The organism is Streptomyces sp. NPDC001594 (assembly GCF_042893675.1).
Lineage (GTDB): Bacteria > Actinomycetota > Actinomycetes > Streptomycetales > Streptomycetaceae > Streptomyces.
The window spans coordinates 472,188-490,944 of sequence record NZ_JBIAVB010000001.1; the positions used below are offsets into that span (position 1 = coordinate 472,188).

Annotated in this window: 15 protein-coding genes; 5 read left to right on the forward strand and 10 right to left on the reverse strand. The window is 74.8% G+C overall.

Annotated elements, in window-relative coordinates; genetic code table 11:
• Positions 1-31 precede the first annotated feature (31 nt).
• From ACFY0O_RS02430 to ACFY0O_RS02455, 6 genes are all read right to left on the reverse strand, one after another.
• Positions 32-634, reverse strand: a complete 603-nt coding sequence (locus ACFY0O_RS02430; protein ID WP_388941752.1) for an ATP/GTP-binding protein — start codon at positions 632-634, stop codon at positions 32-34.
• Positions 621-992, reverse strand: a complete 372-nt coding sequence (locus ACFY0O_RS02435) for a DUF742 domain-containing protein (protein WP_388941755.1) — start codon at positions 990-992, stop codon at positions 621-623. Before ACFY0O_RS02435 ends, ACFY0O_RS02430 begins: the two co-directional genes overlap by 14 nt.
• Positions 992-1,396, reverse strand: a complete 405-nt coding sequence (locus ACFY0O_RS02440) for a roadblock/LC7 domain-containing protein (RefSeq protein ID WP_358895265.1) — start codon at positions 1,394-1,396, stop codon at positions 992-994. The genes ACFY0O_RS02435 and ACFY0O_RS02440 overlap by 1 nt, the downstream gene beginning before the upstream one ends.
• Positions 1,393-3,762 (reverse strand): nitrate- and nitrite sensing domain-containing protein, encoded by a 2,370-nt coding sequence (locus ACFY0O_RS02445; protein ID WP_388941758.1) that lies wholly within the window; start codon positions 3,760-3,762, stop codon positions 1,393-1,395. The genes ACFY0O_RS02440 and ACFY0O_RS02445 overlap by 4 nt, the downstream gene beginning before the upstream one ends.
• 151 nt (positions 3,763-3,913) lie before the next feature.
• Positions 3,914-5,101: an FAD-dependent oxidoreductase gene (locus tag ACFY0O_RS02450; protein WP_388942244.1), complete on the reverse strand. Its 1,188-nt coding sequence runs from the start codon at positions 5,099-5,101 to the stop codon at positions 3,914-3,916.
• Positions 5,102-5,367: 266 nt separating this feature from the next.
• Positions 5,368-7,476 carry a hypothetical protein gene (locus ACFY0O_RS02455; protein WP_388941761.1) on the reverse strand — a complete coding sequence of 703 codons (2,109 nt, stop codon included), beginning with the start codon at positions 7,474-7,476 and terminating at the stop codon, positions 5,368-5,370.
• A gap of 187 nt (positions 7,477-7,663) precedes the next feature.
• Between ACFY0O_RS02455 and ACFY0O_RS02460 the strand changes: the two genes are divergently transcribed.
• The 3 genes from ACFY0O_RS02460 to ACFY0O_RS02470 all read left to right on the forward strand — a co-directional run bounded on the left by ACFY0O_RS02460 (position 7,664) and on the right by ACFY0O_RS02470 (position 10,371).
• Positions 7,664-8,188, forward strand: coding sequence for a cupin domain-containing protein (locus ACFY0O_RS02460; RefSeq protein ID WP_388941763.1), 525 nt, complete (start codon positions 7,664-7,666; stop codon positions 8,186-8,188).
• Positions 8,189-8,293: 105 nt separating this feature from the next.
• A complete protein-coding gene (locus ACFY0O_RS02465; RefSeq protein WP_388941766.1) occupies positions 8,294-9,769 on the forward strand; it encodes an MFS transporter in 1,476 nt (491 codons plus the stop codon).
• Positions 9,766-10,371 (forward strand): TetR family transcriptional regulator, encoded by a 606-nt coding sequence (locus tag ACFY0O_RS02470; protein ID WP_388941769.1) that lies wholly within the window; start codon positions 9,766-9,768, stop codon positions 10,369-10,371. Before ACFY0O_RS02465 ends, ACFY0O_RS02470 begins: the two co-directional genes overlap by 4 nt.
• A 98-nt stretch (positions 10,372-10,469) precedes the next feature.
• On the opposite strand, the gene ACFY0O_RS02475 is transcribed toward ACFY0O_RS02470, so the two are convergent.
• The 3 genes from ACFY0O_RS02475 to ACFY0O_RS02485 form a co-directional block, all read right to left on the reverse strand.
• A complete protein-coding gene (locus tag ACFY0O_RS02475) occupies positions 10,470-11,342 on the reverse strand; it encodes an Imm49 family immunity protein (RefSeq protein ID WP_388941772.1) in 873 nt (290 codons plus the stop codon).
• Positions 11,343-11,432: 90 nt separating this feature from the next.
• On the reverse strand, positions 11,433-12,773 hold the full coding sequence (locus tag ACFY0O_RS02480; protein ID WP_388941774.1) for a M1 family metallopeptidase: 1,341 nt from the start codon (positions 12,771-12,773) through the stop codon (positions 11,433-11,435).
• Between the two features lie 75 nt (positions 12,774-12,848).
• Positions 12,849-16,844: a Pls/PosA family non-ribosomal peptide synthetase gene (locus ACFY0O_RS02485; RefSeq protein WP_388941777.1), complete on the reverse strand. Its 3,996-nt coding sequence runs from the start codon at positions 16,842-16,844 to the stop codon at positions 12,849-12,851.
• A 248-nt stretch (positions 16,845-17,092) separates the two neighbouring features.
• Here ACFY0O_RS02485 and ACFY0O_RS02490 point away from each other — a divergent pair, with 248 nt between their 5' ends.
• A complete protein-coding gene (locus ACFY0O_RS02490) occupies positions 17,093-17,305 on the forward strand; it encodes a hypothetical protein (RefSeq protein WP_358895252.1) in 213 nt (70 codons plus the stop codon).
• A gap of 34 nt (positions 17,306-17,339) precedes the next feature.
• Here the strand turns inward: ACFY0O_RS02490 and ACFY0O_RS02495 are convergent, their stop codons facing one another.
• On the reverse strand, positions 17,340-17,792 hold the full coding sequence (locus tag ACFY0O_RS02495; protein ID WP_388941780.1) for a hypothetical protein: 453 nt from the start codon (positions 17,790-17,792) through the stop codon (positions 17,340-17,342).
• Between the two features lie 229 nt (positions 17,793-18,021).
• Here ACFY0O_RS02495 and lepB point away from each other — a divergent pair, with 229 nt between their 5' ends.
• A complete protein-coding gene (gene lepB / locus ACFY0O_RS02500; RefSeq protein WP_388941783.1) occupies positions 18,022-18,714 on the forward strand; it encodes a signal peptidase I in 693 nt (230 codons plus the stop codon).
• The last annotated feature ends 43 nt before the right edge of the window (positions 18,715-18,757 follow it).

Below are 18,757 nucleotides of genomic sequence, written 5' to 3' on the forward strand. Positions count from 1 at the left end.
CGCACCACCCCGCCCCCGCACCACCGCCCGGTCAGGCGCCCGACGGGGCCCCGGCCCGGGCGATGACCTGGTCGAGCAGGGCCAGCAGGCAGTCGCGCGCGTCCGCGCGGGAGCGGGCGTCCAGCAGGAGCACCGGGGTGGCGGGGTCCCTCAGGTGCAGGGCGGCGGCGATCTCCTCGGCCGTGTAGGGCTGTTCGCCGTGGAAGCAGTTGGCCCCGACCACGAACGGCAGCCCCCGGCTCTCGAAGAAGTCGATCGCCGGGAAACCCCGGTCCAGCCGTCGGGTGTCGACGAGCACGAGGGCGCCCAGGGCCCCGCTGAGCAGGTCGTCCCACATGAACCAGAACCGTTCCTGGCCGGGCGTGCCGAACAGGTAGAGGACGACCCCGGCGTCGGTGAGCGTGATCCTGCCGAAGTCCATCGCGACGGTGGTGAGGGTCTTGGACTCGATGCCGTCGAGGTCGTCGACACCGACCCCGGCGCTCGTCAGCCGCTCCTCCGTGCGCAGCGGTTCGATCTCGGAGACCGCCTCGACCAGGGTGGTCTTGCCGACTCCGAACCCGCCGGCGATGAGGATCTTGACCGGGGACGCCTCCCGGGCTGCGGGGGCGGCGGGGGTGTCATATCCGGGCAAGGTTGTCCCTGATTTTCATGAGCAGGTGGACATTGGTGGTCTCGGCGCCCTCCAGGGGCGGCCGGTGGTCGATCAGCCCTCGGTCGGCGAGCTCGCCCAGCAGGAGCGTCATCGGGGTGAGGCGCATGTGCATGCGGGCGGCGATCTCCGCGACCGCCATCCCCGCGGGCGTCGCGCACAGGGCCAGGACGGCCCGCCACTCGGTGGACAGGCCCGGGTCCTCGTCGTCCGCGGGGACCGCCGCCACGATGGTGGTGTCCATCGTGAGGACGGTCTGCGGGGCGGCGGACGTGCGGCCGTCGGTGAGCGCGTACAGCCGGGTCCGGCGGGGGCTTCGGCGCTGCGGCTCGTCGGGCATTACGCGGTCGGCGCGGTGGTGCGCTCGGGGGTTCCCAGCCACTCGCCGAGCGCCTGGGCGGTCCGGACGGCCTCGCCGCCCAGCTCGCCGAGGCGCGCCTTGCGGGAGGTGACCACGATGAGCGTGCTGCCCTCCCCGCAGCCGACGACGCACAGGTAGCGGTCGTCCATCTCGACCAGCTGGCGGATGACCCGTCCGCCGTCGATCTCCCGGGATATCGCCTTCATGGTGGCGGCGATGCCGGAGGAGGCTGCCGCGATGCGCTCGGCCTGGTCCCGCTCCAGCAGGTAGGCGCTGAGTTTGATGCCGTCGTTGGACAGGAGCACGGCTCCCTGGATGCCGGCGATGCGGCTCAGGTTGTTGTCCAGGATGCCGTAGATCATGTCGCTGGATGTCGTCGTCATGGCTGGTCCGCTCCGAGCTCTGCTTCCACTTTCTTGGTCCCCTCTTCGTAGTCCGCCCAGGCGTCGGCCACCTCTTCGGGTGTCGCCGCGTCCGGGCCGGCTTGCGGCTCCGGGGCGCGGGGGCCGCGCAGTTGCCGGGTGAGATGGGTCTGCGGGACGCGCTCGGGCAGGGCCGGCCGCGGGTCGGCGGGGGCCTTGGCGGCGCGCGTGGGCAGCGCCGGGGCCGGCTGCGGCGGCAGCGCCGCGGGAGCGGCGGCCGGCGGGCCGCCGGGCAGGGCGCCGGGCCGCCTGGCCTCCGCCTCGGGCGCGCGGTCCCGTACGGGCAGGCGCACGGGGTCGGGCACGGGGGCGGGCCGGGGCGGCTGGGCGGGCCGTCGCCCGGGCTCCGTGTCCCCCTCGGCGGGCGCGAGCAGCGCGCCCGGCAGGATGACCACGGCCGCCGTCCCGCCGTAGACCGAGCGGCGCAGGGTGACGCGGGCCTGGAGCTGGTCGGCGAGGTGGCCCACCACGAACAGGCCCAGGCGGTGGGCGTTCTCGGCGAGGACGGAGTACGGCGGCGCCGAGTGCAGGCGCTCGTTCATGGCCGCGTACCCGGCGGGCGAGACGCGCGGTCCGCGGTCCTCGATCTCCACGGACAGTCCGTCCGCCACGAGTTCGGCGCGGACCACCACCTTGGAGCGGGGCGGTGAGAACCGGGTCGCGTTGTCGAGGAGTTCCGCCAGCAGGTGGCTGATCTGGCTGATGGCGTGCGGCTGCACGCTGGCCTCGTCCAGGGCCTGCCGTTCGATGCGGCGGAAGTCCTCGACCTCGGCGGCGGCCTCGCGCAGCAGGTCCGCGACGCGCATGGGGTCGGTGTGGGGGTCGGGGATCTCACCGCCGGCGAGGATGAGCAGGTTCTCGATCTGGCGCCGCATGCCCACCGTCAGCTGGTCGGAGCGCATCAGCTGGGCCAGCAGTGCCTCGTCGTGGCCGAAGGTGTCCTGGAGGTCCTCGGTCAGGCTCAGCTGGCGGCTGACGAGGTTTCCGGTGCGCGAGGCGATGCCCGAGGCGAACAGGCCGAAGCCGTGCCGCTCCGCCGCCAGTTGCCGGTGGCCGTCGACGGACGCCGCGACCACCCGGGCGAACGCGTCGGCGATCTGCCCGACCTCGTCCTGGCGGCCGCGCACGGCCGGCAGGGCGTCCTCGTCCACGGACTCGCCGCGCTGGAGGCGGGCCACCACGTCGGGCAGGGTCTGCTCGGCGATGGCGACGGTGCGGGTGTGCAGCCGGTTCAGGCGGCGCAGCACCGACCGCGTGGTGAGCACCACGACGGCGGAGACCAGCAGCAGGGCGCCGCCGCTGGCCGCGATCAGCCAGGAGACCTCGGCCTCCAGTTCGGCGGCCTTCGCCTCGGCGTCGTCGAACACGCTGCGGGCGCGGGCGGTGTTGAGGGCGGCGAGGTCCGGTGCGAACGCGTGGTAGGCGGCGGGCCAGTCGGCGACGTCGGCCGGCAGTTTCACGCCGGTGGCGGTGTCCTTGTGGTTGGCGACGACCGCGTTCTCGATGCGGAGCTTGGCCAGCCAGGCCTGCGAGGCGATGAGCTTGTCGTACGAGGCCCGTTCGGCCGGCGGCAGGTACGGCACGATCCAGGTGTCGTACAGGTACCGGTGGGTGCCGACGGCGTCGAGGAACTGGGAGAAGCCGGTGGCCGCGAGCTCGCGGGAGGGGCCGGCCAGGGCGAGGGCGGTGTCCTCGCGGGCGACCATCTCGGTGGCCGAGAACAGGGAGACGGCCGGGCGGCTCTCCTGGGCGAGGTCGGCGTCCAGCGAGTGGCTGAATTCGTCCTGGTAGGCGCGTATGATGTCGTCGATGACGCCGGTGTAGTAGCCGACCGCCTGCTCGGCGCTGCCGGTGTGGGCGTCCACGCGCTTGCGGTACGAGGCCAGCAGGTCGAGCCGTCCGCTCACGGTGTCCAGGCGTTCCCCGCCGGGGCCTTCGGGGCCGTGTTCCGAGCCCTGCGCGGGATCGCTGCCGGTGCCCGATGTGCGGCGGAACTCCGCGGCCGCCCGGTCGGTGTCGGCCCGTTTGTCGCGCAGGGCCTCGTCGGTGACGGGCGAGCCCGCCCACCGGGCCGCCGCCATCGCCCGCTCGGCCTGCAACTCGTTCATCAACTTGACCAGCGGTACCCCGATCCGCTCGCCGGCCTCCACGTCGGCGCGCAGGTGCTCCGACTGGGCCAGCAGGCGCTGGGCGGTGAGGGCGGTCTGGGTGCCCATCGCCACGGTGGGGACGACGGCCAGGCAGACCAGCAGCGTACGCAGGCGTACGGTGCGGCGGCGCCGGGCGGGCGGCGGGCTCGGCGGGCCTTCGGGTGCCATCGCAGACATCGGTCCTCGGGAGCGGCGGAGAGGGGCCGGGAGACGGGCATGGGGGAACTGCCGACACGGCCCTGTGGGGTGGGGATGCCGATCATATCCAGCCAGTCCGAATAAACGGAGACCCTACTTCCACACCGCTGCGGGGCGGCCCGCCGGTGGGTCAGCGCAGGGACTCCTTCGGGGGGCGCTCGCGGAGGGCTCCGTACCCGATGAAGTAGGCGGGGACGCGATTGAGCCAGCGCGATTCCGTGACCAGCTCCGTCATCCGCTGGGCGCGCCGGGGGTTGCCGAAGGCGGTCCGGCCCGCCAGCAGCGGTTCGACGACCTGGGCGTGGGCCAGGCGCTGGAGGCCCTGTGTCGCCACCGTGGTGGGCCAGCGGCGCAGTTGGACCCGGCGCACGTCGTGGAGGCCGACCGTGCCCGCGCGCAGCGGGCGCACCAGGTGGCGGGCCGCGGCCACGGCGTCCTGGACGGCCAGGTTGATGCCGATGCCGAAGACGGGCGACATCGCGTGGGCGGCGTCGCCGATGCACAGCAGCCCCGGCCGGTGCCAGCGGCGCAGCCGGTCGAGCCGGACGTCGAGGAGTTTGACCTCGTCCCAGGAGGTGACGGAGCCGGCCCGGTCCGCGAGCCACGGCGCGGCCTGGGTGAAGCGGGTCATGAAGCGTTCCAGCCCCTCGGCGCGGCGCTCGGCGTCCGTGCCCTTGGGGATGAGGGCGGCGCACTGCCAGTAGTCGCCCCGGTCGATGAGGGCGGTGAAGAAGCGGTCGCCGAGCCCGCCGACGAGCCCGCTGGGGTCGCTCTCGCGCCGCGGCAGGCGGAACCACCAGGCGTCCATGGGGCAGGCGAAGCCCTCCAGGCCGAGTTCCGGCAGGGCCCGGGCGAGCGAGCCGCGGCCGTCGCAGGCCACGGTGAGGGTGGCCCGCAGCTCGCCGGTGCGTCCGTCGGCGGTGCGGTAGCGCACGCCCGTGACCCGGCCGCGTTCCTTCAGGAACGAGGTCGCGCCGGTGTCCATGCGCAGCCGGAAGGTCGGTTCCTTGCCGGCTTCGTCGGCGAGGAGGTCGAGGAGGTCCCACTGGGGCACCATCGCGATGTAGTTGTACTCGCCGTGCAGGGCCGCGAGGTTCCCGACGGTCACGAGGGACCGGTCGGGGCCGATGGGCAGCTGCACGGAGGACACCCGGCGCTGCGGCAGCCGGGCGAAGCGTTCGGCCAGGCCGATGTCGTCGAGCAGCGAGAGGGTCGACGGGTGCACGGTGTCGCCGCGGAAGTCCCGCAGGAAGTCCCCGTGTTTCTCCAGGACCGTCACCTCGACCCCGGCCCGGGCCAGCAGCAGCCCGAGCACCATGCCGGCCGGCCCTCCCCCCACCACGCAGCACGTCGTGCGTTCCTGTTCCACGGCGGCACACCCCTCTCGGGAATCCGGGCACTCGCTTGCGGGCCGCCCGAGGTGACGACTCACAGGTAGGTGACTAGCATGGGCAGAGTACGGCCGCCACCGCGCAAACGGGTGATTCACCTGCGGTGATGAGAACGGCCGGGTGAAATGAGCGATCCAGCCCATGGGTCCGTGGCCCGATCGGCCACGTTGACGGCGGATGCGCCCCCGCACGTTTATCGGGTAAAGGCAGAAATTCCGTGCTGTTGGCGAAAGGAGGAGGAAACCGCTCCGCGCCGGCAACGGCGCAGTACGAGAAGGGTTCTGAAACCATGCAAGCACTGAGAGTGAAGCGGCTCTTCGCGGCCTCCGCGATCGGAGTCCTCCTGGCCGGCGGCGCCGCGCTCGGCGCGGCGGGCACGGCCTCCGCGGCAGCGCCCACCCACGCGGTCACCTACAGCAGCCACGGCGGCGGCTGGGACGACGACGGGTACGGCCACGGCCACGGCTGGTACGACGACGATGACGACTGGGGCGGAGGGTACGACGACTGCGGCTGAACGGCCGCGCGTCAGCGAGCTGTACGGGCTGCCGATCCCGGCGGTCCGTACAGCGACGCGTCCGCACGGGTGACGCTTTCCGTACGGTGGCGCGTCCGCAGGACGCCTGCGCTCGTCGCGGCCGGGGCGCCGGCGGGGAGGTGTGCGGGGCGGGGCCGCGCGGAGGGGGAAGCCGCGCGGCCCCGCCCAGGGGCGCGGGGCCGTCGGGCGGCAGGCGGCGCGGGGGCCGTAGCGGTCGTAGTAGTCCTGGAGCAGTCCGGACTCCTCCAGGACGGCGTCGGCCCAGGACCGGTCCAGCCCGGGCGGTGCGGGGCGGGTGGCGACCGCGCAGGCTCCGGTGAGCATGCCCGCGTAGACGAGGTCGGAGTGGAGGTTGCTGATGCTGTCCGTCTCGTGGAAGTTGACGGGTCGGCCGCCGGCCAGCACGGTGACGTCGACGCCGCCGGGCAGGACGTGGGTGCGTGAGCAGGGGCGGATGACGGGGTCCCCGTCGGCCAGGGCTTCGAGGGCGGGGAGGTCGAACTCGATGTCCCGGCTGCTGACGCTGGCCAGGTAGGCGGGGCGGGCGAGGGAGCGGAACTCCCGGGTGGACATGCTGGTGCGGCCGGTGACGCCGAAGACGAGCAGCGGCTGGTGGCGTTCCAGCAGGGCGGGCAGGTCCCGGTCGGTGACGTAGCCGCTCTCGTGGGCGTCGATGAGCTGGAGGATGTCGGCGTCGTGGACGGCGACCCGCATACGGCGCTGGGTGAGCAGGGCGGCGATGTGGGCGCCGACGTTGCCGTAGCCGACGACCAGGGCGGGCTGGCCCTCTATCTTCACGGCGGGCAGCAGGTCCAGGGCCGTGGTGACGGCCTTCTCGGCGATCCAGTACGACTCGATGCGCCCCTTCAGGCGGGACTGGGCCACGGAGAACACCGGGAAGGGCAGCTCCGCCTCGCGGCCCTGGAGCTTGTAGATCCCGGACATGGTCTGCTCCACCACCCCCGCCCACCGTCCCGCCCCGGCCGGTGCGCCCTCCCCGGCGCGGGCCCGGTCCAGCAGGGCGGGGGCGACGTAGCCGCCGTCGTCCAGGGCCAGGCAGCGCAGACCCCTGCGGCGGGCCCGTTCGGTGTGCTCGTGCACGGCGGCCGGGTCCCCGGCGTCGACGACGCGCACGCCCTGTTCGAGGAGGTGGCCGTGGACGCGGTGGCGCCACTGGTAGGCGTAGTCCTTGCGCAGGACCGTCATCGCGTCCAGCGGGGCGCCCAGTTCGGCGAGGCAGCCGACCAGGTGCACGAGGTCGGTGAGGAAGTGGCCGGTGACCAGGACCGCGAACCCTTCGAGGGGTCTGCCGGGGCGCAGGCGTTCGACGGCGGCGCTCATCAGCGGCAGCTCGCCCGCGACGCGCACCACCTCGTGCGCGGAGAGGGCCTGGCGGTGCCAGATCTCGGCCCAGTGCTCCAGCGAGGCCGGGGAGGGGGTCCTGCCGTGGCCCGAGAGGCGCAGGTTCAGCCGCAGCAGGGGGGATCCGGCGCCGTCGCGGCGCATCTCGGTGGAGACGTACATCGCCGCGTGCAGGCCGGGTTCGAGGCGGGCGGTGAGTTCCCCGCCGGCGTGGGTGAGGACGGCGTCGGGACCCGCGGCCTCGCACAGCCGCCGGGCGGCGCGGTACAGGAGGTGCGGGCCGTCCTCGGGGTCGCCGGCCACCTCGACCGCCGTCGCCGCGAAGGGCAGCGGGCCCTCGGCGGGCCACCCGGTGCGGTGGTCCGGGCGCGGGGCGGTCAGGGTATTCGATTCTCGGTCCACAGGAATTCCCATCCGTTCCACCCGCTCAATTCAATGAGTTTCCGACACGGAACTGAGATTACGGTCGTTCCGGAAATGTCCACCGCATTCCGGGTGGAACCCCTCTCGAATCCCCCTGGAACCACGGGGCGTCCGGGAGCGGGCGTCCGATACTCGAGCGACCTGGTCCCCACCCGAGGAGGAAACCGTGCCCACGGCACACGACTGGATCGACGCCCTCGCCCTGGAGCCGCACGTGGAGGGCGGCTATTTCCGTCGGACCTTCCAGGCGGACCACCGTCCCCCGATCGCCACCCCCGCGGGCGACCGGTTCACCCTGACGTCGATCCACTACCTGCTCACCCACTGGTCCCCGGTGGGGCACTGGCACCTGAACCGCTCCGACATCCTGCACTTCCACCACCACGGCGATCCGGTCACCTACCACCTGCTGCACCCGGACGGCCGGCACGAGAGCGCCGTGCTCGGCCAGGACCCGGGGCGGGGCGAGGTGCTCACGCTGGCCGTGCCGGGCGGTGTGTGGAAGGCCTCGCACCTCACCGCCGGCGACCACGGCCTGATCAGCGAGGCGGTGGCGCCGGGGTTCGACTTCGCCGACATGACGCTGGGGCGGCCGGACGAGCTGGCGGCGCTGTTCCCGCAGCACGCGGAGCTGGCGCGGCGCTACTGCCGGCCGGCCGGCGGGGCGGGCGGCGCGGGACCCATGGGGTGAGCTCGCGCACGGCGGGGGACAGTGGGGTGCACAGTCGTTTACCCTGGGGGTGAACAATCGTGCACCCCTCGGTGTCCCGCTCTCCCCCGGCCCGTCTGGAGCAGCATGCCCTCCGCGATACCCGCCTCCGGCCGCCCCGCCGCCCACGCCCGGCTCGTCGTCCCCGTCCTCGCCTTCTGCGGCATGGTCGTCGCCGTGATGCAGACCCTCGTGGTCCCGCTGCTGCCGCACGTGCCCGCGCTGACGGGCGCGAGCCCGGGGGCGGCCGGCTGGCTGGTGACCATCACCCTCCTCACCGGGGCGGTCTTCACCCCGGTCCTCGGGCGCGTCGGGGACATGTACGGCAAGCGGCGGGTCCTGCTGGCCTCGCTCGGCGTGCTGACCCTCGGCTCGGTGCTGTGCGCGGTCAGCTCCCAGATCGGGGTGCTGATCACCGGCCGGGCGCTGCAGGGCGCGGCCCTCGCCGTGATCCCGCTGGGCATCAGCATCATCCGCGACGAGCTGCCCGCCGAGCGGATCCTGCCCTCGATCGCCCTGATGAGCTCGACCCTCGGCATCGGGGCGGCGATCGGCCTGCCGGTGGCCGCGGTGGTCATGGAGAACTTCGACTGGCACACGATGTTCTGGGCCTCGGCCGCGCTCGGCCTGACCGACCTGTTCCTGGTGCTGCGGATCGTCCCGGAGTCCCCCGTGCGTTCCCCGGGCCGCTTCGATCTGTGGGGGACCCTCGGCCTGACCGGCTTCCTCGTCGGGCTGCTGCTGGCCATCACCCAGGGCGCCGACTGGGGCTGGGCCTCCGCGCGGACCCTGGGCCTGCTCGGCGCGTCCGTGGCCGTGGGCCTGCTGTGGGGCCGCTACGAGCTGCGCACCCGCTCCCCCATGGTGGACCTGCGGGTCTCGGCGCGGCCCGCCGTGCTGCTGACCAACGTGGCGGCCCTGCTGATCGGTTTCGCGTTCTACGCCAACTCCCTCGTCACCGGCCAGATGGTCCAGGAGCCCACCAGCACGGGGTACGGGCTCGGGGCGTCCCTCGTGGTCAGCGGCCTGTGCCTGCTGCCCGGCGGCCTGGCGATGGTCGCCCTGTCCCCCGTCTCCGCACGGATCTCCGCCGCGTACGGGCCGCGCACGGCCCTGGCGCTGGCCGCCGTCGTCATGGCCGTCGGCTACGTGGTCCGCTTCTACACCAGCCACAGCCTGTGGCTGATCGTCGCCGGCGCCACCGTCGTCTCCTCCGGCACGGCGATCGCGTACTCGGCGCTCCCCGCCCTGGTCATGCGGGCGGTGCCGGTGGGCGAGACGGCCGCGGCCAACGGCCTGAACACTCTGATGCGGTCCGTCGGACAGGCCTGCTGCAGCGCGGTGGTCGCCGCCGTGCTGGCCCATCTGACGTTCACGGCGGGCGGCCGCACCGCCCCGACCCTCCACGCGTACCTGCTGATCTTCCTGATCGCCGCCGGGGCGGCGCTCGCCGCGCTGGTCGCCACGCTCTTCCTGCCCTCGGACCGCCCGCGCGGCCGGGGCGCGCGGGGCGGTACCGTCTCGGTGTCAGCGTCCGTGACCGCCGCCCGGGAGAGCGCATGAGCACCACCGACGGATCCGCCACCGCCACCGCGACCGCCGCCGGCGCCGGGGGCGAGGCGGAGGGCGGCAGCGGGCGGGACGCCATCGTGCGGGCCGCGCGCCGGGCGTTCACGCTACGGCCGTACGCCGAGGTGACCATGCGCGGCATCGCCGCCGCCGCCGGGGTGAGCCCTTCGCTGATCGTGAAGCGGTTCGGCACCAAGGAGGCCCTGTTCAACACGGTCGCCGACTTCGGGGCGGCCGCCGACGCCCTGTTCGCCGCCCCCCTGCCGGAGCTCGGGCGCCACCTGGTCCTGACCATGGTCGACCTCCGCGAGCGCTTCGGCGGGGATCCGCTGCTGCGGGTGGTGTTCTCCCTCGGCATCGAGGACGAACGCACCCTGCTGCGGGCGCGTTTCCGCGAGCAGGTCACCGACCGGCTGGCCGGACGCCTGGCGGGGCCGGACGCGGCGCTGCGGGCCGAGCTGATCGCCGGCCAGCTGCTGGGGCTCGGCGCCACCCTGAGCCTGCACCGCCCGGACGGGGCGGGCGCGCACGCGAGCGCCGAGCGCCTGGCCGACCTGTACGCCCCGGGCCTCCAGCGCCTGGTCGACACCGCCTGACGCCCGGCGCCCACGGCCCCGCCCCGGACGGCCACGCCGGAAACCCCCACCGGAAGTCCCCCCGGACGGCCTCGGCGGGCCGTCCGGCGTGCGGTCTCTCAGGCCGCTTCGAAGCCGGTGACCAGGGCGCGCGGGAGGTACTCCGTGTCGGTCGCCGGCAGCCAGCCGTGCGTCCGGTAGGCGAGCGCGGCCAGGGCGAGCGGCAGCAGCGGCAGGAGGGTGCGCGGCCGGGTGACGGGGCCGGGCTGGGCGCTGTGGTGCAGCAGCAGCGCGGCCAGCTCGGCCTCGAAGGCCTCGCGGTCGCCCGCGGCCACGGCGCGCAGCACCCGCAGCCCCACGGCGTCGGGCCGCCCCAGGAGCCCCTCGGCGCTTTCCCCGCCCGCGCGGACGCGTATCCGCTCCAGTCCGGCGTCGATGGCGGCGAGCCTCGCCCGGTCGCTCGGGGGGTACGCGTCGTCCTCGTCCCCGGTGTCCCCGACGACCTGGGCCAGGAAGCCCTTGACCAGTTCCGTCGTGGGGTCGCCCGGGGCGTTCCCGTCCCACTCCTGGCGGGCGAAGTGGAAGGCCTCCCCGTGCGACGGGACGGTGTCGGCGAGGACCGCGAGGCAGAACGCGTCGTTCCACTCCCAGGCGCTGACCCCGTCCAGGGCGTCGCGCTCGCCGCCGGGCCGGTAGCTCATCCCGAAGTTCACGTGGTCGAGGAAGACGCTGAAGGAGTCGTACGTGTGGTAGGCGGCGTACGAGACCGCGCCGGCGGCGGCCGCGGCCGCGTCCTTCAGGTAGGCCTCGGCCTGCGGGGTGTCGAGGGCCGGCGTCCCGAGGGAGAGCGCCCCCAGGTGGTCGAGGAGGTCCTCGGCGAGCCGCTGCCACTCGTACGTGGCCATCGGGCCGCCCCGCGACATCGTGCGGACCTGTGCCCCGAACCGGTTGTCGAAATCCTCCAGGGCCGCCGCGACAGCCGCTCCGTCCACCTGATGACGCTCTATCCGCACCGCACCGCTCCTTGATCACCGACTGTCCCCCCAGCCTAGGGCCCGGGTCTGACAGCGGCGGACGGGCCGTCAGGTGCCGTGCGGCGGGGGCGGCAGCGGCGGGAGGGCCGGCTCGTCCAGCCAGGCGGCGCAGAGGCCGTCGGTCGGCCGGGACGCGTAGCGGGCGGCGTGGGCGGTGAAGGCGGCCGTGGTCACCACGCCGTGGCGGTGCTCGACGGCCCAGTCGCGCAGCATCCGGAAGAAGGCCTGGTCGCCCAGGGCGCAGCGGAGCGCGTGGACGGTCAGGCCGCCGCGCTCGTAGAGGCGGTCGTCGAACATCAGCTTGCGGCCCGGGTCGGACAGGCGCAGGTCCTGCGGCCGGGAGGCGAGGAGGCGGTGCGCGGCGGCGGCCCGTTCGTGGGCGGTGCGGCCGCCGGAGCGTTCCGACCAGAGCCATTCCGCGTACTTGGCGAAGCCCTCGTTGAGCCAGATGTGGCGCCAGTCGGCGATGGTCACGCTGTTGCCGAACCACTGGTGCGCGAGTTCGTGGGCGATGAGCCGCTCCGAACCCCGGGCGCCGTCCACGTGGTTGGCGCCGAAGGTGGACAGCCCCTGGGCCTCCACCGGGACGTCCAGTTCCTCGTCGGTGACGACCACCGTGTACTCGCCGAAGGGGTAGGGCCCGAACAGCTCCTCGAACAGCCGCATCATGGCGGGCTGGCGGGCGAAGTCGTGGCTGAAGCGCGGCAGCAGGTGCGCGGGGACGTGGGCGTGCTGGGGGACGGCGCCGGGCCCGGCGCCGTCCAGTGCCACGGTCCGGTACAGGCCGACGGACAGGCCCACCAGGTAGCTGGAGGTGGGCGCGGGCTGCTCGTACACCCAGGTGGTGGTGCTGGCCCCGGTGGTGCGCGTGAGCAGCCGGCCGCCGGCCGCGACGGTGTACGCGGAGGGCGTGTTGAGGGAGAGGTGGTAGGAGGCCTTGTCGGCGGGCCGGTCGTTGCACGGGTACCAGGAGGGCGCGCCGACCGGCTGGCTGGCGACCAGCGCGCCGTCGGCCAGCTCCTCCCAGCCGATGCCGCCCCAGGGGCTGCGCACCGGCTTGGGGTTGCCCGACCAGTGCACCTCGACGGTGAACGCGGCGCCGGCGGGCAGCGGCCGGGCGGGCCGGATCCGCAGCCGGCCCGCCCGGTGGGTGTGGTGCGGGGCGCGGCCGTCGAGCAGGACCCGTCCCAGCCGGAACCCGGCCGCCAGGTCGAGCTGGAACTCGGCCAGGGCGGCCGGGCCGGCGATGGCGTTGATCCGGGCCCGGCCGGTGAGCCGGTTGGGGCCGGGGCGGTAGTCCAGGGCGAGTTCGTAGCGGTGCGCGTGGTAGCGCGGGTCGCCGTTCCCGGGGAAGTACGGGTCCGGTGCCGGTGTCTGCTGGCCGCTCACTGCCCTGTCCGCTCCCTGTCCGTGCTCGTCCGGGGTGCCGCCGTGCCGTCCTGGCGCCGGCCGGGGAGGGCGGGTTCAGGAACGCCACGCCTCGATCGGGTTGCCCAGCCAGCGGGTGCCGTCGGGGACGGATTCCCCGGCCATCACGAGGGAGGCGGGGCCCACCGCGGCGCGGGCCCCGATCGTGCTCCCGGGCAGGACGATCCCGCCCGGGCCCAGGGTGGCGCCCTCGCGCAGCACCACAGTATCCGTCCGCAGGATCCGGTCGTGGAAGAGATGCGTCTGCAACACGCAGCCCCGGTTCACGCTGACGCCGTCGCCGAGGGACACCAGGTCCGTTTCGGGCAGCCAGTGGCTCTCGCACCACACCCCGCGTCCGATCCGGGCGCCGAGCCCGCGCAGCCACAGGGTCAGCAGCGGGGTGCCGGGCACGGATCCGGCCAGCCAGGGCACGGCCAGGACCTCGACGAAGGTGTCGGCGAGCTCGTTGCGCCAGACGAACGCGCTCCACAGCGGGTGCTGCCCCACCCGGTGGCGGCCCACCAGCAGCCACTTGGCGGCCACGGTGAGCACGCAGGCGGCCGCCCCGGCGGCGAGCAGGACCGCTCCCGACAGCAGCGCGGCGCCCCCGGCACCCAGCCGGGCGGCCAGGGCGCAGAGCGCCGCCCCGCTCAGCACGGCCAGCGCGGCCGAGCAGAACACCGGGACGATGCGGCAGAGTTCGACCAGGCCGCGCGCCCACAGCAGCCGCGCCGGCGGCTCGTAGGTGCGGCCGTGGTCGGCGGCCGCCGCGGAACGGGGCAGCCGGACCGGCGGCAGGCCCAGGTAGGAGCCGCCCTTCTTGGCCTTCTTGGGCGTGGCGGACAGCACCCCGACGAGGCCGTCGTCGGGCACCCTGCGGCCGGGCGCCGTCATGCCGGAGTTGCCGAGGAAGGCCCGGCGGCCGATCCGCGAGGGCCCGATCCGCACCCAGCCGCCGCCGAGTTCGCAGGGGGCGGTCAGGGTGTCGTCGGCGAGGAACGCGCCGTCGCCGACGGTGGTGAGGCTGGGCAGCCCGAGGACGGTGGAGACCTCCGCGCGGCGGCCGACGCGCATGCCGAGCAGCCGCAGCCACACGGGGGTGGCCAGTGCGGCGTACAGCGGAAAGAGCGTGTCCCGGGCCAGGTCCATCAGCTGGGTGACCGCCCAGGCCTGCCAGCCGGTCCGGCTGTGCGTGGGATGGTGGCCGCTGCGCAGCCCGAGGCTGAGCAGGCGTACGCAGACCAGCACGAGCAGGGCGTAGGCGAGCCCGTAGACGAGGGCCCCGGGCACCACGGCGAGCAGCGCCCCGCGCAGGGCCGGGCCCCGGCCCGCGCCGGCCGGCACGAACCGGCCCGCCACCAGCAGGGCGGGCACGGCGGCGGCCAGGGGCAGGGCCGTGAGGCCGACGCCCGTCGCCCCGTACATGGCCCGCCACCGCAGCGGGCGCGGCGGGCGCTGGCGGGGCCAGTCGTGCTTGGCCCGCCCGAGCTTCACGGCGGGGGCGCCGGCCCACCGCTGGCCGGTCGGGACCTGCCCGACGACGGCGGAACCGGGGGCCACCTCGGCCCGCTTGCCGACCCGCGCCCCGGGGAAGAGCAGGCTGCGGGTGCCGACGACCGCTCCGGCGCCGACCCGGACCGGGCCGATCACGAGCTGGTCGCCGTCCAGCCAGTGCCCGCGCAGGTCCACCTCCGCCTCGACGGCGCAGCCGCGGCCGAGCCTGAGCAGGCCCGTGACCGGGGGCAGGGAGTGCAGGTCCACCTCGGGCCCGACCCGGGCGCCGAGGGCCCGCGCGTAGCGTTCCAGCCAGGCCCCGGTGAGGGAGGTCGCCCCGGCGCACTCGGCGAGCCGCTCGGCGGTCCACAGCCTCAGGTGCACGCTCCCGCCCCGCGGGTGGCGTCCGGCCCGCACCCCGCGCAGCAGCAGGCGCGCCCCGCCGGCGGCGATCGCGAGGCGGCCGGGCGGGCTGAGCAGCGCTACCGCTCCGGCGGCGACGAGCCACCAGGAGGCGGTGGGCGCCCACGGGTAGGGGCCGAGCCGGTGCAGGACGTTGCCCAGGGCGAACAGCACCACCGTCCAGCGCAGGCCGGCCAGGGTGAACAGCGGGAGCAGCAGCAGCGACTGGACGATCCGGGTGCGGCGCGGGACCGGGGCGACGGTGCGGGGCGCCTCGTCCTCGCGTACCGATTTCTCCAGCCGCCGGGCCAGTTTGCGCAGCACGGGCTGCTGGTAGACGTCGAGGACGGCGGCGCCCGGGTAGCGGGTGCGCAGCAGGCCGGCGAGCCGGGCGGCGGCGAGGCTGCCGCCGCCGATGGCGAAGAAGTCGTCGTCGGCGCCGGTCACGGGCACGCCCAGGGCCTCGGCCCACTGTTCGGCGAGCCAGGCCTCCGTGCCGTGGAGTTCCCCGGCGGGAGCGGTGTCCGCGGCGCCGGGCAGCGGCCAGGGCAGGGCGTCGCGGTCCACCTTCCCGGAGGTACGGGTGGGCAGGGCGTCGACGGGGGCGAGCAACGGGACGAGCGCGGCGGGCAGTTCGGTGCGCAGCCGGGCGAGGGCCGCCGCGTGGTCCCAGCCGTCCTGGGTGACGAGGTAGCCGACGAGGAGCTGGTTGCCGCCGCGCGCGGTGCGGACGGCGGCGGCCGCGCCGGCGACCGCGGGCAGGGCCTGGAGCGCGGCGTCGACCTCGCCGAGTTCGATGCGGCGGCCGCCGAGCTTGACCTGTTCGTCGCCGCGCCCGAGGAAGACCAGCCCTTCCGGTTCCGCCCGCACGAGGTCGCCGCTGCGGTAGGCGCGCGGCCAGCCGAGGGAGGGCAGCGGCGCGTACTTCTCGGCGTCCTTGGCGGGGTCGAGGTAGCGGGCCAGTCCGACGCCGCCGATCACCAGCTCTCCGCTGCCGCCCATCGGCACCGGCTCACCGGCCCCGTCGACGACGGCGAGTTCCCAGCCGGCCAGCGGCAGGCCGATCCGCACCGGCTCCTCGTCGGTCAGGAGGCAGGCGCAGGCGACGACGGTGGCTTCGGTGGGCCCGTAGGTGTTCCAGACCTCGCGGCCTTCGGTGACCAGGCGCCGGCTCAGCTCGGGCGGGCAGGCCTCGCCGCCGAAGACCAGCAGCCGGACCTCGTCCAGGTGTTCCGGTTCCCAGAGGGCGGCCAGGGTGGGGACGGTGGAGACGGCGGTGATCTCCTGGTCCACCAGCCAGGGGCCGAGGTCGGCGCCGCCGCGGACCTGTGAGCGCGGGACGGGTACGAGGCAGGCACCGTGGCGCCAGGCCAGCCACATCTCCTCGCAGGAGGCGTCGAAGGCGACGGACAGGCCGGCCATCACCCGGTCGCCGGGGCCGAGCGGCTCGTCGGCGAGGAAGAGGGCGGCTTCGGCGTCGACGAAGGCGGCGGCGCTGCGGTGGGTGACGGCGACGCCCTTGGGCTTGCCGGTCGAGCCGGAGGTGAAGATGATCCACGCGTCGTCGCCGGGCGCGGGCGGGGCGTTGCGGACCCGCCCCTGCGCGCGGGGGCCGGTGACCTCGATGCCGGGGCCGGCGCCCAGGACGGCCCGGACCCCGGCCTCGGCGAAGACCAGCCGGGCCCGTTCGTCGGGGTCCTCGGCGTCGACGGGTACGTAGGCGGCTCCGGCCGCGAGGACCGCGAGGACGGACACGTACAGGTCGTTGGTCCCGGAGGGCACCCGTACGCCGACCCGGTCGCCGGGTCCGATACCGCAGGCGGCCAGGACCCGGCGCCGGCGCTCGACCTCGGCGGCCAGGGCCCGGTAGGTCAGCCGGGCGCTGCCGTCGTCGAGGGCGGGCTCGTCGGGGTGGGCGCGTACGGAGGCGGCGAACACGTCGATGAGGGTGCGGGGCGGGGCGGGCGGCCCGGCGGAGAAGCGGGCGGACTTGGCGGCCGCGCCCGCTTCCCGTGCCGTTTCCGGCTCCGTTTCCGTTTCCGCGTCCGGTTCCGCTTGCGCGTCCGGTTCCGTTCCCGGTTCCCGCGCTCCGTCCCGCTCCTCCCCGTCCTCGTCGAGCAGATCGAGTTCACCGTGCCCTGGTGTGATTGCCATCGGCCCTCGCGTCTCGTTCCGGAAGCGTCCGGAGCGCGGAGGCTCGCGTTCCGGCGCCGGACAGCCCATCAGCGTAGTGCGGCGACGGGGCGATTCCGGTCGAAGCGCCGGGTGTGGCCGGATCACACCGCCCTTCGGGTGGTGGCCGGACGTGTCGGCCGCCCGGCACCGGCGGCCGTTCGCGATGCTGGGCCGGGCGCGGCAGCAGGGCGACGGCCGGCCTCCCGCACGGCGACAAGGAGAACGGCATGCCGACGGACTCGGTCGGACGGTTCCTGACGGCCCTGGACCCCGGGCACCGGGAGGCCGTCGAGGCCAGGCCGCGCGAGGAGCAGGAGCGGCTCGCGGCGGCCTGGGAGGAGGAGCTGGGGGTGGACGACGAGCTCGACACCCTGGACGAGCTGTCCCCGCCCGCGGCCGAGGCGGAGGCGGCCCGGCGGGTCATGGAGCGCGAGTCCTGACTCCCCGGGCCGCGCCGCCACGGCGCCTTGGCCCTCAGCAGCCGAGGGTGACCTCGTGGACGACGGGCCTGGCCGCCCAGGGGAACGAGGCGACGCCGAAGGTGGCGCGCACGGTCGATCCGCAGGGGGCGGAGGCGGCCTCCCCGGGTATCGCGAGGGTCGAGGAGGTGAAGACGACCGGCGCTCGCCGGGTGACGGGGGCGCCGCCGCCGGCCACCTCGACGGACAGGGTCGTCAGCAGTTCCTTGGGAGCCGGGGCCGGGCTGCCGGGAGAGGGCGGGCCGGCGAGCGCGACCGTGCCGTAGAACTCGACGGTGGTGCCCGTGACTTCGGCGCACACCCGGGTGGAGAGGCCGGCCTGGAGGCCGGAGGGTCCGCAGGAGGTGACCGTCGTCGTCGGGGTCTCGGGGGTGTCGGCGAAGGCGGGGGCGGCCGTCAGGGCGGTGAGGCCGGCGGCGCCGGCGGCCAGGAGGGCTAAGCGGTTCATCGGAATCTCTCCAGGGGTGGTGGTCATGGGTCGCCGTCCGGGGGCGGCGTTCGGCTCACCGGACGGACGCGTCTTATGTCATGTGATATTTCACATGACATAAGAATGCAAGGTGATCACGAGTTGAACCGGACACACCCGTTCCATGACGACTCCTCCGTGCACCGTACGCTTCCGGCCAGTGCAAACGGATCGAACGGAGAACAAGGTGCGCAGGCCAGGGCGGGGATTGGGGATCACTGCACTCGTGCTGCTGATGGCCGGATTGCTGATGGTGGCGGGGGGTGCGCTGGTCCCCAGGCTGCTGTACCGGGCGGCGACGTACGCCGCATCGGCCATGGAACCGACGTACGCCAGGGGCGACCTGCTGCTGTTCCGCAAGGACCCGGGCGAGGTGCGGCGCGGGGACGTGGTGCTGGTGACGGTGGGCCCCGTGGACGGCGAAGAGGACCCCGGGGGGCCGGTGGTCGAGCGGGTCGTGGCCGTGGGCGGCGACACCATCGCGTACGAGCAGGGCGCGTCCCGCCTCACGCTCAACGGCCGACCCCTGGACGAGCCGTACGTGAAGGACGCCGACCCCACGGCGGGTACGGCGGGCCCGTTCTCGGTGACCGTCCCGCCGGGACGCGTCTTCCTGCTCGGCGACAACCGCGTCAACTCGGCTGATTCCCGCTACCGCCTGGGGACGCAGCCCGGCGGCACCGTCCCGGTCGGCCAGGTGCTCGGGGTGGCCCTCCCGGAGGAGGAGACCCTGCGGACCGGCGTCCTCTTCGGCTGGCTGATCATCGCCGGCGTGCTGGCCCTGCTGGCGTTCGTCGTCCTGGGCGTCCTGTGGCTGGTGGCCCGCCGACGGCGGCCGGCCGTGCAGGGGCCGGTCTGGGGGACGACGGCGGTGGAACCGCCCGGCCCGCCGCTGCGGTAAGCGGCGCCGGGCGCGTCCTGGCCGCCGTCAGGGCGTCATGGCG

What these genes read in the sequence shown, in the direction of transcription:
- ACFY0O_RS02435 (WP_388941755.1), bottom strand. Translation starts at nt 992, where the DNA reads ATGCCCGACGAGCCGCAGCGCCGAAGCCCCCGCCGGACCCGGCTGTAC.
- ACFY0O_RS02440 (WP_358895265.1), bottom strand. Translation starts at nt 1,396, where the DNA reads ATGACGACGACATCCAGCGACATGATCTACGGCATCCTGGACAACAAC.
- ACFY0O_RS02445 (WP_388941758.1), bottom strand. Translation starts at nt 3,762, where the DNA reads ATGTCTGCGATGGCACCCGAAGGCCCGCCGAGCCCGCCGCCCGCCCGG.
- ACFY0O_RS02450 (WP_388942244.1), bottom strand. Translation starts at nt 5,101, where the DNA reads ATGGTGCTCGGGCTGCTGCTGGCCCGGGCCGGGGTCGAGGTGACGGTC.
- ACFY0O_RS02465 (WP_388941766.1), top strand. Translation starts at nt 8,294, where the DNA reads ATGCCCTCCGCGATACCCGCCTCCGGCCGCCCCGCCGCCCACGCCCGG.
- ACFY0O_RS02470 (WP_388941769.1), top strand. Translation starts at nt 9,766, where the DNA reads ATGAGCACCACCGACGGATCCGCCACCGCCACCGCGACCGCCGCCGGC.
- ACFY0O_RS02485 (WP_388941777.1), bottom strand. Translation starts at nt 16,844, where the DNA reads ATGGCAATCACACCAGGGCACGGTGAACTCGATCTGCTCGACGAGGAC.
- ACFY0O_RS02490 (WP_358895252.1), top strand. Translation starts at nt 17,093, where the DNA reads ATGCCGACGGACTCGGTCGGACGGTTCCTGACGGCCCTGGACCCCGGG.
- ACFY0O_RS02495 (WP_388941780.1), bottom strand. Translation starts at nt 17,792, where the DNA reads ATGAACCGCTTAGCCCTCCTGGCCGCCGGCGCCGCCGGCCTCACCGCC.